The sequence below is a fragment of the Alloalcanivorax profundimaris genome (assembly GCF_015265435.1).
Taxonomy (GTDB): Bacteria; Pseudomonadota; Gammaproteobacteria; order Pseudomonadales; family Alcanivoracaceae; genus Alloalcanivorax; species Alloalcanivorax profundimaris.
This window is the reverse complement of record NZ_JABJWH010000006.1, coordinates 56420-70750: the sequence shown is the minus strand read 5'-3', so window position 1 is coordinate 70750 and position 14331 is coordinate 56420. Positions and strand designations below refer to the sequence as shown.

18 protein-coding genes are annotated in these 14331 nt (G+C 64.5%); 10 read left to right on the top strand and 8 right to left on the bottom strand.

Annotated elements, in window-relative coordinates:
* Genes HMJ39_RS03290 through HMJ39_RS03280 form a run of 3 tightly spaced genes read left to right on the top strand, consistent with a single transcriptional unit; the run spans nt 1 to nt 1528 of the window.
* Nucleotides 1-372: a YraN family protein gene (locus HMJ39_RS03290; protein ID WP_161383412.1), complete on the top strand. Its 372-nt coding sequence runs from the start codon at nt 1-3 to the stop codon at nt 370-372.
* Nucleotides 372-959 (top strand): phosphoheptose isomerase, encoded by a 588-nt coding sequence (locus tag HMJ39_RS03285; RefSeq protein ID WP_161383411.1) that lies wholly within the window; start codon nt 372-374, stop codon nt 957-959. Before HMJ39_RS03290 ends, HMJ39_RS03285 begins: the two co-directional genes overlap by 1 nt.
* Nucleotides 959-1528 carry a BON domain-containing protein gene (locus tag HMJ39_RS03280; RefSeq protein ID WP_161383410.1) on the top strand — a complete coding sequence of 190 codons (570 nt, stop codon included), beginning with the start codon at nt 959-961 and terminating at the stop codon, nt 1526-1528. The genes HMJ39_RS03285 and HMJ39_RS03280 overlap by 1 nt, the downstream gene beginning before the upstream one ends.
* A 73-nt stretch (nt 1529-1601) precedes the next feature.
* Here the strand turns inward: HMJ39_RS03280 and HMJ39_RS03275 are convergent, their stop codons facing one another.
* The 7 genes from HMJ39_RS03275 to rplM all read right to left on the bottom strand — a co-directional run bounded on the left by HMJ39_RS03275 (nt 1602) and on the right by rplM (nt 6337).
* Nucleotides 1602-1994 carry a ClpXP protease specificity-enhancing factor gene (locus HMJ39_RS03275; protein WP_161383403.1) on the bottom strand — a complete coding sequence of 131 codons (393 nt, stop codon included), beginning with the start codon at nt 1992-1994 and terminating at the stop codon, nt 1602-1604.
* 17 nt (nt 1995-2011) lie between these two features.
* On the bottom strand, nt 2012-2650 hold the full coding sequence (locus HMJ39_RS03270) for a glutathione S-transferase N-terminal domain-containing protein (protein WP_161383402.1): 639 nt from the start codon (nt 2648-2650) through the stop codon (nt 2012-2014).
* A 102-nt stretch (nt 2651-2752) separates the two neighbouring features.
* The gene (locus tag HMJ39_RS03265) at nt 2753-3409 is read right to left on the bottom strand and encodes a cytochrome c1 (protein ID WP_194296259.1); all 657 of its coding nucleotides are present in this window, start codon (nt 3407-3409) and stop codon (nt 2753-2755) included.
* On the bottom strand, nt 3409-4695 hold the full coding sequence (locus tag HMJ39_RS03260; RefSeq protein ID WP_228462131.1) for a cytochrome b: 1287 nt from the start codon (nt 4693-4695) through the stop codon (nt 3409-3411). Before HMJ39_RS03260 ends, HMJ39_RS03265 begins: the two co-directional genes overlap by 1 nt.
* Nucleotides 4692-5279 carry a ubiquinol-cytochrome c reductase iron-sulfur subunit gene (petA, locus tag HMJ39_RS03255; RefSeq protein WP_194296258.1) on the bottom strand — a complete coding sequence of 196 codons (588 nt, stop codon included), beginning with the start codon at nt 5277-5279 and terminating at the stop codon, nt 4692-4694. Before petA ends, HMJ39_RS03260 begins: the two co-directional genes overlap by 4 nt.
* A 222-nt stretch (nt 5280-5501) precedes the next feature.
* Complete coding sequence (rpsI, locus tag HMJ39_RS03250; RefSeq protein WP_161383398.1) at nt 5502-5897, bottom strand: 30S ribosomal protein S9; 396 nt, start codon at nt 5895-5897, stop codon at nt 5502-5504.
* A gap of 11 nt (nt 5898-5908) precedes the next feature.
* Entirely contained in the window at nt 5909-6337 is a 429-nt protein-coding gene (gene rplM, locus HMJ39_RS03245; RefSeq protein WP_161383397.1) for a 50S ribosomal protein L13, read from the bottom strand.
* Nucleotides 6338-6568: 231 nt separating this feature from the next.
* Between rplM and HMJ39_RS03240 the strand changes: the two genes are divergently transcribed.
* The 3 genes from HMJ39_RS03240 (at nt 6569) to HMJ39_RS03230 (ending at nt 10109) form a co-directional block, all read left to right on the top strand.
* A complete protein-coding gene (locus HMJ39_RS03240; protein WP_194296257.1) occupies nt 6569-7606 on the top strand; it encodes an aldo/keto reductase in 1038 nt (345 codons plus the stop codon).
* 141 nt (nt 7607-7747) lie between these two features.
* Nucleotides 7748-9373, top strand: coding sequence for a phytoene desaturase family protein (locus HMJ39_RS03235; RefSeq protein ID WP_194296256.1), 1626 nt, complete (start codon nt 7748-7750; stop codon nt 9371-9373).
* A 4-nt stretch (nt 9374-9377) separates the two neighbouring features.
* Nucleotides 9378-10109, top strand: a complete 732-nt coding sequence (locus HMJ39_RS03230; protein ID WP_194296255.1) for an SGNH/GDSL hydrolase family protein — start codon at nt 9378-9380, stop codon at nt 10107-10109.
* Here the strand turns inward: HMJ39_RS03230 and HMJ39_RS03225 are convergent.
* Entirely contained in the window at nt 10093-10356 is a 264-nt protein-coding gene (locus tag HMJ39_RS03225) for a hypothetical protein (protein ID WP_161383394.1), read from the bottom strand. The genes HMJ39_RS03230 and HMJ39_RS03225 overlap by 17 nt on opposite strands.
* Before the next feature lie 210 nt (nt 10357-10566).
* On the opposite strand from HMJ39_RS03225, the gene HMJ39_RS03220 reads away from it, so the two are divergent.
* The 4 genes from HMJ39_RS03220 to HMJ39_RS03205 all read left to right on the top strand — a co-directional run bounded on the left by HMJ39_RS03220 (nt 10567) and on the right by HMJ39_RS03205 (nt 14285).
* Nucleotides 10567-11457, top strand: coding sequence for a DUF2167 domain-containing protein (locus tag HMJ39_RS03220; RefSeq protein WP_194296254.1), 891 nt, complete (start codon nt 10567-10569; stop codon nt 11455-11457).
* Nucleotides 11458-11588: 131 nt separating this feature from the next.
* Nucleotides 11589-11906: a hypothetical protein gene (locus tag HMJ39_RS03215; RefSeq protein WP_161383392.1), complete on the top strand. Its 318-nt coding sequence runs from the start codon at nt 11589-11591 to the stop codon at nt 11904-11906.
* Between the two features lie 332 nt (nt 11907-12238).
* Nucleotides 12239-13579: a sensor domain-containing diguanylate cyclase gene (locus HMJ39_RS03210; RefSeq protein WP_194296253.1), complete on the top strand. Its 1341-nt coding sequence runs from the start codon at nt 12239-12241 to the stop codon at nt 13577-13579.
* On the top strand, nt 13476-14285 hold the full coding sequence (locus tag HMJ39_RS03205) for a putative bifunctional diguanylate cyclase/phosphodiesterase (RefSeq protein WP_194296252.1): 810 nt from the start codon (nt 13476-13478) through the stop codon (nt 14283-14285). The genes HMJ39_RS03210 and HMJ39_RS03205 overlap by 104 nt, the downstream gene beginning before the upstream one ends.
* Nucleotides 14286-14331: the final 46 nt, after the last annotated feature.

Here is a 14331-nt window from a genome sequence, read left to right as displayed (position 1 = left end):
ATGCATTGGCGCAAACAACGCGGCCAACGGGCCGAGCAATGGGCGCTGCGCTGGCTGCGCGGCCAGGGACTGACGCCGGAAGTGGCCAATTACCAGTGCCGGCTGGGGGAAGTGGACCTGATCATGAACCACGGCGAAACCCTGGTGTTCGTGGAGGTGCGCTGGCGCGGCGAGACGGACTACGGTGGCGCCCTGGCCTCGGTGGACACCCGCAAGCAACGCCGTCTGATCCTCGCGGCCCGTCATTACCTGGGCCGCCATCCCCATCAGGCACGCCGGCCCTGCCGCTTCGACGTGCTGGGCCTGGAACCGGATGACGGCGGCACGGTCCGCTATGATTGGGTACAGAACGCATTTTACGGAGACGGATAATGAGTGTGGACCGCATCAGACAGTTGTTCGCCGAGAGCCTGGAAACCAAGGCCAAGGCCGGCGAGGTGCTGCCCGAGGTGATCGCCGCCGCCGGTCAGGTGATGGTCGAGAGCCTGCTCAACGGCGGCAAGATTCTCAGCTGCGGCAACGGCGGTTCCGCCGGCGACGCCCAGCATTTTTCCTCGGAGCTGCTCAACCGCTTCGAGATGGAGCGCCCGGCCCTGCCGGCGGTGGCCCTGACCACCGACTCCTCCACGCTCACCTCGATCGCCAACGACTACAGCTACAACGAGGTCTATTCCAAGCAGGTGCGCGCCCTGGGCAACGCCGGCGACGTGCTGCTGGCGATCTCCACCAGCGGCAACTCCGCCAACGTGATCCAGGCGATCCAGGCCGCCCATGACCGGGAAATGAAGGTGGTCGCCATGACCGGCCGGGAAGGCGGCGAAATGGTGAACCTTTACGGCCCCGGCGACATCGAAATCCGCGTACCCGCCAGCTCCACCGCCCGCATTCAGGAGGTGCACCTGCTGGTGATCCACGCCCTGTGCGATTTTATCGACCAACAGTTGTTCGGAGGACCCTGATGCGTGCTCTCGGGTTGATGGCCCTGCTCGCCACCCTGATGCTGTCCGGCTGCGCCAGCCTGACCAAGAACATGTCCCAGGAACCGGTGGACCGCGACCACGGCTCGCGCACCTTCGGCGCCTTCGTCGAGGACGGCAACATCGAGCGCAAGATCAAGATCAACCTGGCCCGTGCCAGCGCCGAGCTGGACGAAAGCCACATCGTGGTAGTGAGCTTCAACGGCAACGTGCTGCTGGCCGGCGAAGTAGCCAGCGACCAGCTGCGCGCCCAGGCCGGCAACATCGCCGACCGGGTGCGCCATGTGCGCCACGTGCACAACGAGCTCAAGGTGTCCGGCAAGACCTCCACCCTGGCGCGCACCAACGACACCTGGCTCACCACCAAGGTGAAAAGCCGGTTGCTGGTGAACAGCGACGCCCCGGGCATGCGCACCAAGGTGGTGACGGTGAACGGCGTGGTGTATTTGCTGGGGTTGCTCAGCCACGACGAAGCCAGCGCCGTGGTCGAGCAGGTCAAGCAGGTGGGGGGCGTTCAGAAGATCGTCAAGATCATCGAATACATCGACTGATCTCGGCTGAAGCCGCTCCTACGGTGCTCTTGGCAATAGGAGCGGCTTCCGCCGCCAGGACATCACCACCCCATTACTTGACGACTTTGAGGTGGCTGCCGCGGGAGGGCTTGTCGTCGTTGTCCGGTTCCGGCGGCGCCGGCGGCTCCGGCGGCGGTTCGGTGGGTTCGAAGGCCATGCCCTGGCCGTTCTCGCGGGCGAACACCGCCATCACCGCCTCCACCGGCACGTACACCGTGCGCGGCACGCCGCCGAAACGGGCGGAGAAGGTAATCGCCTCGTTGCCCGCCTCGAAGGCGGTCACCGCCCGGGGGGCGATGTTGAGCACGATCTGGCCGTCCTGGACGAACTCCTGCGGCACCTCGGTGCCCGGGTAATGGGCGTCCACCGCCAGGTGCGTGGTCAGGCCGTTATCGCAGATCCATTCGTGCATCGCCCGTATCAGATACGGGCGATTGGGGGTCATCTCTTCACTCATAGGGCTTACAGGCGCTGGCGCAGTTCACGCTCGGCGTCGGACAGGCTGGCCTGGAAGGCGTCGCGATCGAACAGGCGCTCGGCGTAGTCGATCAGCGGCTTGGCCTGCTTGGCCGGCAGTTCCACGCCCATGGCGGGCAGCCGCCACAGGATCGGGCCCACCACGCAATCCACCAGGGTGAATTCCTCGCTCATGAAGAACGGCAGCTCGCTGAAGATCGGCGCGGTGGCGATCAGGCCCTCGCGCAGCTCCTTGCGGCGCTTGTTGAGGCTCGCTTCCTTCTCGGTGCCTTCCAGCAGCGCGTCCACGTTGTGGCACCAGTCGCGCTCCACGCGGTGAATCAGCAGCCGGCTCTGGGCACGGGCCACCGGATACACCGGCAGCAACGGCGGATGCGGGAAACGCTCATCCAGGTACTCCATGATCACCGTGGACTGATACAGGGTGAGCTCCCGGTCCACCAGGGTGGGCACCTCGTTGTAGGGGTTCAGCGAAGCCAGATCCTCCGGCTTGTCCCCGTTGTCCACGTCGACGATGTCCACGGTCACGCCCTTTTCCGCCAGAACGATGCGTACCCGATGGCAGTAATGATCGTTCGGGGAAGAAAAGAATGTCATCGAGGAACGTTTGGTCACCACACCCATGGTCGAGTCATCTCCACGTATATCGCTATAACACAAACAGGGTAGCCGCTCGCGCGGTTACCCTGTTGCTCGCCGGAAAGGGTTCTGAGCGGGTCGGTCCGCTCAGTGAACGTCTTTCCAGTATTCCTTTTTCAGCAGGTACGCCGGTACGAACAGGATAGCCAGGAACACCAGCACGTACACGCCGATCCGTTCACGGGTGGGAGCGATGGGCTCCGCCGCGTAGGTGAGGAAGTTGGTGATATCGCCCATGTTGGACTCAAACTCCTCCTCACTCAGATTTTCCTGCATTTTGGCCATCACATGAGGCATGCCCACGCTGGGGAACACCTCGTTGTTGTAGCCGTAGGGACGGGATTCATCCTCGTAGAAACCGGTGAGGTAGGAATAAATCCAGTCCGGTGAACGGTGCCGGGCCGCCAGGGTCAGGTCCGGCGGCGGGTTGCCGAACCAGTCCTTGCCGTTCTCGGCGGTCATGCCGTTCTTCATCGGGTCGCCGATTTTCTCGGACGTGAAGTTCAGGTACTTCAGCGTCAGCTCGTCGGAGATACCCAGGTCCTCGCCCATGCGGCCGTAGCGCAGGTATTCCAGACTGTGGCAACCCATGCAGTAGTTGACGAACAGCTTGGCGCCATTTTGCAGGCTTACCTTGTCCTGCAGGTTGACCGGCGCTTTTTCCAGCTCCACGTCATGGCCGCCGGCCGCGCTGGCGAACGCGGGCAGGCAACTGACAAGCAATACAACAACCAGCTTCTTCATCAGTGACCCCCCGTTACACGTTCAGGAACCGGTTTGGACTTCTCGAACCGGTACGCCAGCGGCAGCCCGATGAAGAAGTACAGGAAGTAGTACACGGTGCCGATCTGCGCCAGCGTCTTGGCCGTGCCGGTGGCCGGCTGCGTGCCCAGGTAGCCGAGCATCAGGAAGTCGGCGGCGAACACGAACAGCAGCAGCTTACTCAGCCAGCCCTTGTAGCGGATCGACTTCACCGGGTGGCGGTCAAGCCAGGGCAGCAGGAACAGCACCACGATGCCGCCGCCCATGGCGATCAGGCCCCAGGCCTTGGACGACATGCCGAACCACTCGATGGTGGTGGCCCGCAGCATGGCGTAGTAAGGCCCGTAGTACCACACCGGCGCGATGTGATCCGGGGTCTTGAGCGGGTTGGCCGCCACGAAGTTGGGCTTCTCGATCAGGTAGCCGCCGCCGGTGGGGAAGAAGAAGATCACCACCGCGAAGATCATCAGGAAGATGATCACGCCGGGCAGGTCCTTGACGGTGTAGTACGGGTGGAACGGGATGCCGTCCTTCGGAATGCCGTTCTCGTCCTTGTTCTGCTTGATCTCGACGCCGTCCGGGTTGTTGGAACCCACTTCGTGAAGCGCCAGGATGTGCAGGAACACCAGGGCCACCAGTACCAGCGGGATGGCCACCACGTGCAGGGCGAAGAACTTGTTCACCGTGGCGGTGGACAGCAGGTAGTCGCCGCGCACCCAGGTGGTGAGCGCCTCGCCGATTTCCTTGGCGTCCTTGCCGTCGATGAACGGCAGGATGTCGAACGGAATGGCGCCGGCCAGGGAGATGATCACCTGGGCGCCCCAGTAGGACATGTTGCCCCAGGGCAGCACGTAGCCCAGGAAGCCTTCCGCCATCAGGGCCACGTAGATCAGCATGCCGAAGATCCACACCAGCTCCCGGGGCGGCTTGTAGGAGCCGTACATCAGGCCGCGGAACATGTGGATGTAGACCACCGCGAAGAAGGCGGACGCGCCCACCGCGTGCATGTAGCGGATCAACCAGCCCCATTGCACGTCGCGCATGATGTATTCGACGGATTCAAACCCCTGACCCGGGGAATAGAACATGGTCAGCCAGATGCCGGTAAGCAGCTGGTTGACCAGCACCACCATGGAGAGAACCCCGAAGTAGTACCAGAAGTTGAAGTTCTTCGGAGCGTAGTACTCCGACATGTGTTTCTTGTACGCATTGACGACGGGGAGACGGGCATCCACCCAATCGATCAAACCGTTCACCATTCTCATCATGCCTTGGTCTCCCCTTCTTCAGAACCGACGATGATCACGGCATCACTGATGTAGGAGTGGGGCGGCACCACCAGGTTGGTGGGAGCCGGCACGCCCTGGTAAACACGGCCCGCCAGGTCGAACTTGGAACCGTGGCAGGGGCAGAAGAAGCCGCCCTGCTCGAGTTCGACGGTGGGCTCTTCTTCGAACAGAGGAGAACAACCCAGGTGGGTGCAGATACCGATCAGCACCAGATATTCTTTCTTGATGGAACGCCACTCAGTGGCCGCGTAGGCCGGCTGCTGATCCTCTTCGGACTGAGGATCCTTGAGCTGATCGTTGAGTTTGTCCAGATTGGCGACCATTTCTTCGGTCCGGCGAACCACCCAGACCGGCTGGCCACGCCATTCGGCCACCACGCGCTGCCCCATCTCGAGTTTGCTGACGTCCACCTCCACGGGGGCGCCGGCATTCTCGGCCTTCGCGCTGGGTTGCCAGGATTTGACAAAAGGAACCGCCGCGCCGATGGCACCCGCGACGCCGACCGTCGAGGTCAGGCCGATCAAAAAGGTGCGGCGGCTGGTATTTACGCCGTCATTGCTCATTGAATTGTTCTCCCCTTAGATCCCACGGCCGGGGGGTGATCCGAGACTCGCGGTCGGTGCTCATGCTCCGGGCGGAGCAAGGCGGCGCAAATGGTAATGAAAAAGACCACATCTGACAACCGGTTATTCCCCCGCGGGGCCTCCCTAAACCCCTGATTTATGCACAAAAAAAGCCCAGCATAGCCGGGCTTTTTCGGGGTTCGGACAGCGCCGGGCGCCGTCTTACCGCTTGGAGTACTGCGGACGCTTACGCGCTTTGTGCAGACCGATCTTCTTACGTTCCACACCACGGGCGTCACGGGTCACGTAGCCGGCCCGACGCAGGGCGCCACGCAGCTCGCTGTCGTATTCCATCAGAGCACGGGTAATGCCGTGACGGATGGCGCCGGCCTGGCCGTTGTTACCGCCGCCGCTGACGGTCACGTAGACGTCGAAGCGGTCGGTGGCGTCCACCAGCTCCAGGGGCTGACGCACCACCATGCGGTTGGTCTGACGACCAAAGAAAACGTCCAGCGGGCGGCCGTTGACGGTGATGTTACCGCTGCCCGGGCGGAGGAATACGCGGGCGGAAGCCGTCTTGCGGCGACCGGTTCCGTAATCGGCGTTTGCAGTTGCCATCGACTGACCTCTTAGAGTTCGAGCTGCTGCGGCTGCTGAGCAGTGTGCGGATGCTCGGCGCCGGCGTAGACTTTGAGTTTGCGCAACATGTCGCGACCCAGCGGGTTACGCGGCATCATGCCCTTCACGGCTTTTTCGATGACCATTTGCGGCTTTTCGCTGATCAGGGTCTCGAAGTTGGCTTCCTTGAGGCCACCCGGATAGCCGGTGTGACGGTAGTACATCTTGTTGGAAGCTTTCTTGCCGGTCACCGCCACTTTCTCGGCGTTGATTACCACGATGTAATCGCCGGTGTCGACGTGCGGGGTGTATTCCGGCTTATGCTTGCCGCGCAGACGGCTGGCGACTTCCGCGGCCAGCCGGCCCAGCGTTTTGCCGGAGGCGTCCACCACATACCAGTCGCGCTTTACGCTTTCCGGTTTCGCGCTGTAGGTCTTCATGGGAGTCTTCCCTAAAATTTGTGCCCTGAATTCAATACGTTACGGGTTCAATCAACCCTCCGGCGAGAGCCCGCCGGGCAAGAGGGTGCGAATTGTACTGAACCGCCCGGCCGAAGACAAGCAGGAAAATGACCCGATGATCACGGCTGAAGCCGCTCCCCGCCATGCCTCGCCGCCGCCCGCCACGGGACGGTATAGTCGGTCTTTTCCACACACGTCAGGAGGGAGAGCATGGAATACCGTCCGCTGGGCCGCACCGATCTCAAGGTCAGCAGCATTTGCCTGGGCACCATGACCTGGGGCAATCAGAACAGCGCCGAGGAAGGCTTCGCGCAGATGGAGCTGGCCCTGGACCGGGGCGTCAACTTCTTCGACACCGCCGAAATGTATGCGGTCCCGGCGAGCCCGGAAACCTCGTTCCGCACCGAGGAGATCATCGGCGACTGGTTCGCCCAAACCGGCAACCGCGACAAGGTGGTGCTGGCCACCAAGGCCGCCGGCCCCGGCGACTACGTCAAGCACATCCGCGGCGGCCCGCGCTTCACCGCCGAGAGCCTGCAAAGCGCCGTGGAAGGCAGCCTCAAGCGCCTACGCACGGACGTCATCGACCTCTACCAGCTGCACTGGCCGGAGCGCACCACCAATTACTTCGGCCGCCTCAACTACAAACACCGCGAGGACCCGGACGCGGTCTCCATCGCCGAGACCGTGGCCGGCCTCAAGAAGCTGGTGGACGCCGGCAAGATCCGCCACTGGGGCCTGTCCAACGAGACCCCCTGGGGCACCATGACCTTCATTCACGAGGCGGAGAAAATCGGCCTGGCGCGCCCGGTGTCGATCCAGAACCCCTATTCCCTGCTCAACCGCACCTTCGAGGTCGGCCTGGGCGAGGTGGCGCACCGCGAGGACGTGGGCCTGCTGGCCTATTCGCCGCTGGCGTTCGGCATGCTCACCGGCAAGTACCGCCACGGCCAGCAGCCGGCCAACGCGCGACTGACCCTGTTCAAGCAGTTCGCCCGCTACACCAACGAACAGGCCGAGGCCGCCACCGAGGCCTACTGCCGGCTCGCCGAGGAACGCGGCGTGAGCCCCACCCAGCTGGCCCTGCAGTTCGTCACCACCCGGCCGTTCGTGACCAGCAACATCATCGGCGCCACCAACCTCAACCAGCTCCGCGAGAATCTGGACAGCGTGAACCTGGCCTGGGACAAGGACCTGGAGAAGGAACTGGAAGCCATCCACACCCGCTTCCCCTTCCCCGCGCCCTGAAGGCAGCACCGTAGGAGCGACTTTAGTCGCGATCAAGCTTCCATCGCGACTAAAGTCGCTCCTACACCCCCACACGCCTGCCTTGACGGCCCGGCCAAACCGGGGCAATGTACACACTGTGTACTTTCAAGGAGCGAGACCATGGCCAGCCCGCAACCCAGCCGCCTCGGGATCGGCCGGCGCTACCGCGCCAATCGCCTGAATGGCCCCTACGACGCCCTGGTGATCGGCTCCGGCATCGGCGGCCTGGCCAGTGCCGCCTGCCTGGCCAGGATGGGCTGGAAGGTGGCGGTGTTCGAGCAGCATTACACCGCCGGCGGCTTCACCCACAGCTACGAGCGCAACGGCTACGAATGGGACGTGGGTGTGCATTACATTGGCGACATGGGCCGCCCCGATACCCTGGGCCGGCGGCTGTTCGACCACATCACCGACGGCCGGCTGCAATGGGCCCCCATGGCCGAGTGCTACGACCGCATCCACCTGGGCGACCGGCACTACGACCTCAAGGCCGGTCCCCAGGCGTTCCGCGCCGAGCTGCAAAAGGCGTTCCCGGACGAACACGACGCCATCGACGCCTACCTGACCGCCATCAAGAAGGCGGCCGGCGCCGTGCAGCCACTGACGCTGGCGCGCATGCTGCCCCGGGCGGTGGCCGGCATCACCCGCAAAGGGCTGGACCTGGGCGCCCTGGGCCGCTACAACCGGCCCACCCGGGCGGTACTGGAGGAACTCACCAGCAACCAGGAACTGATCGCCGTGCTCACCGGCCAGTGGGGCGACAACGGCCTGCCGCCGTCCCGGTCGAGCTTTCTGATCCACGCCCTGATCGCCCGCCACTACCTGCACGGCGGCTACTACCCGGTGGGCGGCGCCGCGCAAATCGCGCGCACCATCCTGCCGGTGATCCAGGCCAGCGGCGGCGAGGTGTTCACCTACGCCGACGTCACCGACATTCTGGTGGAGAACGGCCGCGCCACCGGCGTGCGCCTGGCCGACGGCCATGAAGAGCGGGCCCCCTGCGTGATCAGCGACGCCGGCGTGTTCAACACCTTCACGGAGCTGCTGCCCGAACACGCGCCGCACCACGACCACTACCGGGAACGGCTGGGGCGAGTGAACCGCTCCATGGCCAGCGCCTGCCTCTACATCGGCCTGAACGACACCGCCGAGAACCTGGGGCTGCCGAAAACCAACTACTGGATCTACCCGGACAACGATTACGAAGGCCAGCTGGACCGCGCCCTGGCGGACCCGGACCACCAAGACATCCCGCTCACCTACATCTCCTTCCCCAGCGCCAAGGACCCGGATTTCACCCGCCGCTACCCGGGCCGGGCCACGGTGGAGATCGTCGCCGCCGCGCCCTACCAGTGGTACCAGCGCTGGGACGGCACCACCTGGGGCCAGCGTGGCGAGGACTACGAGGCCGACAAGGAGGCCTTCGCCCAACGGTTGCTGGAGAAGCTGTTCGAGAAACACCCCAACCTGCGTGCCCACCTGGACTATTACGAGCTGTCCACGCCGCTCTCCACCGCCTGGTTCTGCCGCTACCCCACCGGCGAGATATACGGCCTGGACCACGATCCCAACCGCTTCCAGCAGGACTGGCTGCGCCCCAAGACCCGCATCCCCGGCCTCTACCTCACCGGCCAGGACGTGCTCACCTGCGGCGTGGTCGGCGCCCTGGTGGCGGGCCTGGCCACCACCCTGGCGGTCACCGGCCGCAAGGGCCTGCCGCTGGCGCGGCGCATGTTCGTGGGCTGACCCCATGGAAGGCGTACGTTTCTGGCTGGCGCTGATCGCTCTGGCCCCGCTGCTGATGGCGCAGGCCAGGCGTGCCCGCCGCGAGACCCCGCGCCTGCCGGAAGCCGGCGGCGCGGACCACGGCCAGGCCGGCGCGGGACCGGTGGCCACCCGCTTGCTGGTGGTGGGCGAATCCACCGCCGCCGGCGTCGGCGTGGCCGAACACCACCAGGGGCTGGGCGGTCAGCTGGCCCGCGCGCTGCATGCCCGCTCGGCGCGAACGGTGGGCTGGCGGGTAACAGGCGTGAACGGCATCCGCGCCCGGGCCCTGGCGGACCGGTTGGCGGCGGAACCGCCGCCGGAGGCGGACCTGGTGGTAATCAGTCTGGGGGTTAACGACACCACCGGGCTGACCCGGCCGGGCCGTTACCAGGCGGACCTGCGGGCCCTGATCGACGCACTGAGGCGGGACCGCCCCTCGTTACCGGTAGCATTGCTGTCGGTGCCCCCGATGCAGCACTTCACCGCCCTGCCCCGCCCCCTGCGCCAGGTGCTGGGGCTGCGGGCGGCGCGGCTGGATCGGGCACAGCGCGCCCTGGCGGCGCGCTTGGAGGGCGTCCAGCATCTGGCCTATCCGGTCATCGCCGACCCGGCCTATCTGGCCGAGGACGGCTACCACCCCGGCGAACGGGGCTATGCCTACATCGCGGACCGGGTGGCGGACACCCTGGCGGCGCGGCTCACGCCGTGCCGCTGACCGGAATACGCCGGCGCACCCGCACCACCGGCCCGCGTTCGCGGCGCTCGCGCACCCGGTCGCCCTGCTCCCGGGCCGCGCCGGACCGCGCGTAGGCGCACTCCACACTGGCGGAACCGGCGTGCAACACGCCCCGGGGCACCGAATCCGGATTGTCCGGATGGCTGCACCACACCCCGGGACCATAAAGCGTCCGGCGGGGCCGCGCACCGCGATACTGGCAGTCACTGCAACACGTCAACATCATCCCTGGCCTCCCTTCCTGACCGCTGGGTAGCCGCCCCTTCCGACGGGGCGTCCGAATAGCTTGTCAGAGCCGGATGGCCGCCGTAAAGGCGCGGATGAGAGCCGCGTCACGCGCTTACCATGACCGCCACCGCTACACTGAACATCGGGGAACGGGGCCCGCCTCAGGGCCCGCTCGCAACGGAAAAAACGAAACCGAAAGGACATCACGATGAACCAATGGACGACCCTTTGGGGGGCGGCGCTGTTGCTGTCCAACAGTGCCCTGGCCGCCGACGAGCCGGCGCCGGCCACCTACGACGACGCCCGGGCCTGGCAGCAGCATGTCGAACGTACCTGGGACACCATGACCCCGCGCCGTGGCGAAATCCGCCTGGAGGAAGCCGGCGTGGTCCTCACCATACCCGACGACTTCTACTACCTGGACAAGAAGGACGCGCGCACCGTCCTCGAGGATTTCTGGGGCAATCCGCCGGACGACACCACCCTGGGCATGCTGTTTCCCAGCCATTACCGGCCCTTCGACGCCGAGGCCTGGGGCGTGGACATCGCCTATGTGGAAGACGGCCACGTGGACGACGAGGACGCCGACCACATCGACTACGACGAACTGCTGGAAACCATGCGCGAGGACATCCGCGACGCCAACCCGCAACGCCAGGAACTCGGCTATGAAACCCTGGAACTGGTGGGCTGGGCGGAACCGCCCCACTACGACCCGGACACCCACCAGTTATACTGGGCCAAACGCATCCACTTCGAAGGCCAGGAAGGCGACACCCTCAATTACAATATCCGCAAACTGGGCCGCGAAGGCTTCCTGCAGATGAACTTCATCGCCGACATGCCCGCCCTGCCGGAGATCAACCACCACCGGGAAGCGGTGCTCGCCCTGTCCCGCTTCGAGGAAGGCAACCGCTACGCCGACTACGACCCGGACACCGACCACCTGGCCGCCTACGGCGTGGGCGGGCTGATCGCCGGCAAGGCCCTGGCCAAGACCGGCGTGCTCGCCGCCGCCCTGCTGCTGCTCAAGAAGTTCTGGTTCGTCCTCCTGGCCGGCCTCGCCGCCCTGGGCCGCAAGCTGTTCCGCAAATCCTGACCCCGCCGGCCCGCCGCCCGGCGGGCCGCACTGTCCTTATGTCCAGGTGATCCATTTCACATAAGGTGGTAGCTTCCCAGCCCACGCCAATAACAAAAAGACCACAAAGGAACCCACCAAAGGGGGTTGGCATGGACTCGCTTACCGTCACGCTGCACTCTGATGAAGAGCCCGACGTCAGTTTTACCTGCGACGCCATCCGCATCGAGGGCACCGTTTGCCTGGTCCCGGAATGGACCTACTCACCGGACGGCTTCGACCGCTCGCCGGTGCGCCTGATTCGTCTGCTGGACATGCCGCTGGAACGGGCCGAGGGCCTCGGCGGCGGCTACGTGCTGAGAACGCCGCTGCCGCGCAGCGTCCTGGCCGGGCAGATTCCCGCCGCCCTGGACGGCAAGGTCGAGGCGGTCTACATCCCGCTCAAGGTGCGCGCACCGGAACGGGAGTGAGGCTTTTCCCAATACGCAGTTCCATGGCTGCCTGTACGGCAGCGAACCATCCATCACTCACCCTCCTTCCTGGCGCGGATTCCTAAGCTGCCTACGCGGCAGCGAACTACGCGGCAGCGGAGGACGCAGGCCGCATCCTTTTCTAAGCTGCCTCCGCGATACCCGGGGCGGTTCAAAGGTCGAGCAGGGGAGAGGGTTGAGCTGCCGGTCGCCGTATCCGTTGCACCAGAGTCCCTTAAGACTGAAGTCCGTGCTATCAACTTCCATCTTCAATCAGTGGAAGATCCGGCACTGAAACTCGTCGCAAACAGTAAATTCGTGGGGGCAATACGATGACTGACGTACATGAGGTCATGGACCGGCTGTCACCTTCAATCTTTGCCGGTCTGCTGTCCGTCAATGGCGTTCTCACCTACGCCAATAAGGCCGCTCTGGATGCCATTGGCGCACGAGCCGACGATGTGCTGGGCCGACCGTTTGATGCCACTCCCTGGTGGCGATTCTCGGACCAGAGTCGGCAACGTCTGCGCGAGGCGATAACGGCTGCCGGACGCGGGCTGACGTCCCGCTTTGACGTGCCTATCCTCGACCGTAACGGTCAGGTGCGGACCATGGATTTCACCCTGCATCCGATCTGCGGCGACCACGGAAACGTCATCTATCTGGTACCTTCCGCGCGCGACATCACGGAACGCAGGCAAGCGGAGCAGGAACTGCGGCTGACCCAGTTCGCGGTGGATCACGCCCGGGGCGCGATGTTCCAGATCGACGCCGAAGGGCGGGTACGCTATGCCAATCGCGCGGCATGCTACATGCTCGGGTATGACCGCGAAGACCTTATCGGACGCCTGCTTTCCGATATCGATCCCACCATGACGGAAACGGCCTGGCGAGAGCATTTGCACGAGTTGCAGGTGCAGGGCTCGGCACGCATTGAGTCCGTCGCACGCCGCAGCGATGGGACACTGATCCCCGTCGAGGTCACCGCTACCTACATTGAGTACGAAGGCGAGCCCGTCAGCTTCGCCTATGTCGACGATCTCACGGCCCACCGGGCGACCGAGGAGCGCATCCACTTTCTCACCCGTTTCGACGGTCTCACGCGGTTGCCGAACCGGACCGCGCTCCACGAACGCCTCGCACAGGCCATCGAATCGGCGCAGCGCGGCAACAGGTTTGTGGCAATACTCATTGTCGGACTCGACCGCCTGGGGCTGATTAACGACGCTCTGGGGCATGTGGGCGGCGACGGGGTGCTCCGAGCTACCGCTGAACGGCTGTCCGGATGCGTGGAAACACACGGGACAGTTGCACGTATCGGCGGGGACGAGTTTGCGATCATGTACACGGCCGGAACACAGCAGGTCCTGCAGGCTGAGTACTGGGTTCAGCGTATCCTCGAGTCGGTCTCCGAGCCCTTGCGGATCAACGGCCAGGAGGTCTGCATAACCTGCAGCATCGGCTCTGCCGCCTATCCAGCCGACGGAACGGACTCGGGGGAGCTTTTCAAGAATGCCACGTCAGCACTGCGCCGTGCTAAAGACCGGGGACGCAACATGCACCAGGCCTATGCCACGATGGCGGGCAACCGGGATCCGGAGCGACTGTCCCTGGAGGCGGCGCTGCGCGCTGAAGCAAGGCGAGTTCTGCGTCCATTACCAACCCCGTATTGACGTAGACACCGGCGCTCCCGTTGGCGCTGAAGCACTGCTGCGCTGGCATCACCCCGACATGGGCATGATCTCGCCGGCGCGTTTCATCCCGATTGCGGAGGAGACCGGCCTGATCGAATCGATCGGGGAATGGGTGCTACGTGCGGCATGCGAGCAGAACCGGCTCTGGCGCGAAAGTGGCCTGAAACCCGGCCGCATTGGCGTGAACCTCTCAGCCCGGCAGTTCCGCCAAGCAGACCTTGCCATGCGGGTGGTGCAACTACTCAAGGAGACCGGATTGAACCCGGAGCACCTGGAACTCGAACTGACCGAAAGCATGCTCATGGAGGACGTCGATGCTGCGATCGCAACAATGACGTGCCTCAAGGATTACGGCGTGAGCATCGCACTGGACGACTTCGGCACCGGGTACTCCGGCCTGAGCTACCTGAAGCGCTTCCCGATCGATACGCTCAAAATCGACCAGTCGTTCGTCCGCGAAATCACCACCGATAAGGCCAGTGCCGCGATCGCCGACGCCATCATCGCCATGGCTCAGCGGCTGGATCTGGATGTCATCGCCGAGGGCGTGGAGACACCGGAGCAGTGCCGATTGCTGCGTGAAAGCGGATGCCGGCATATGCAGGGCTACTTGTTCGCAAAGCCGGTGCCGGCAGGGGATTTGACCAAACTGCTGAGTGTGGGGCACGTCGGCAAGCACCTCTGACGCGGCTTGGGCTGACATCGCCAGCAGTAACGCAAAATTAATGGTC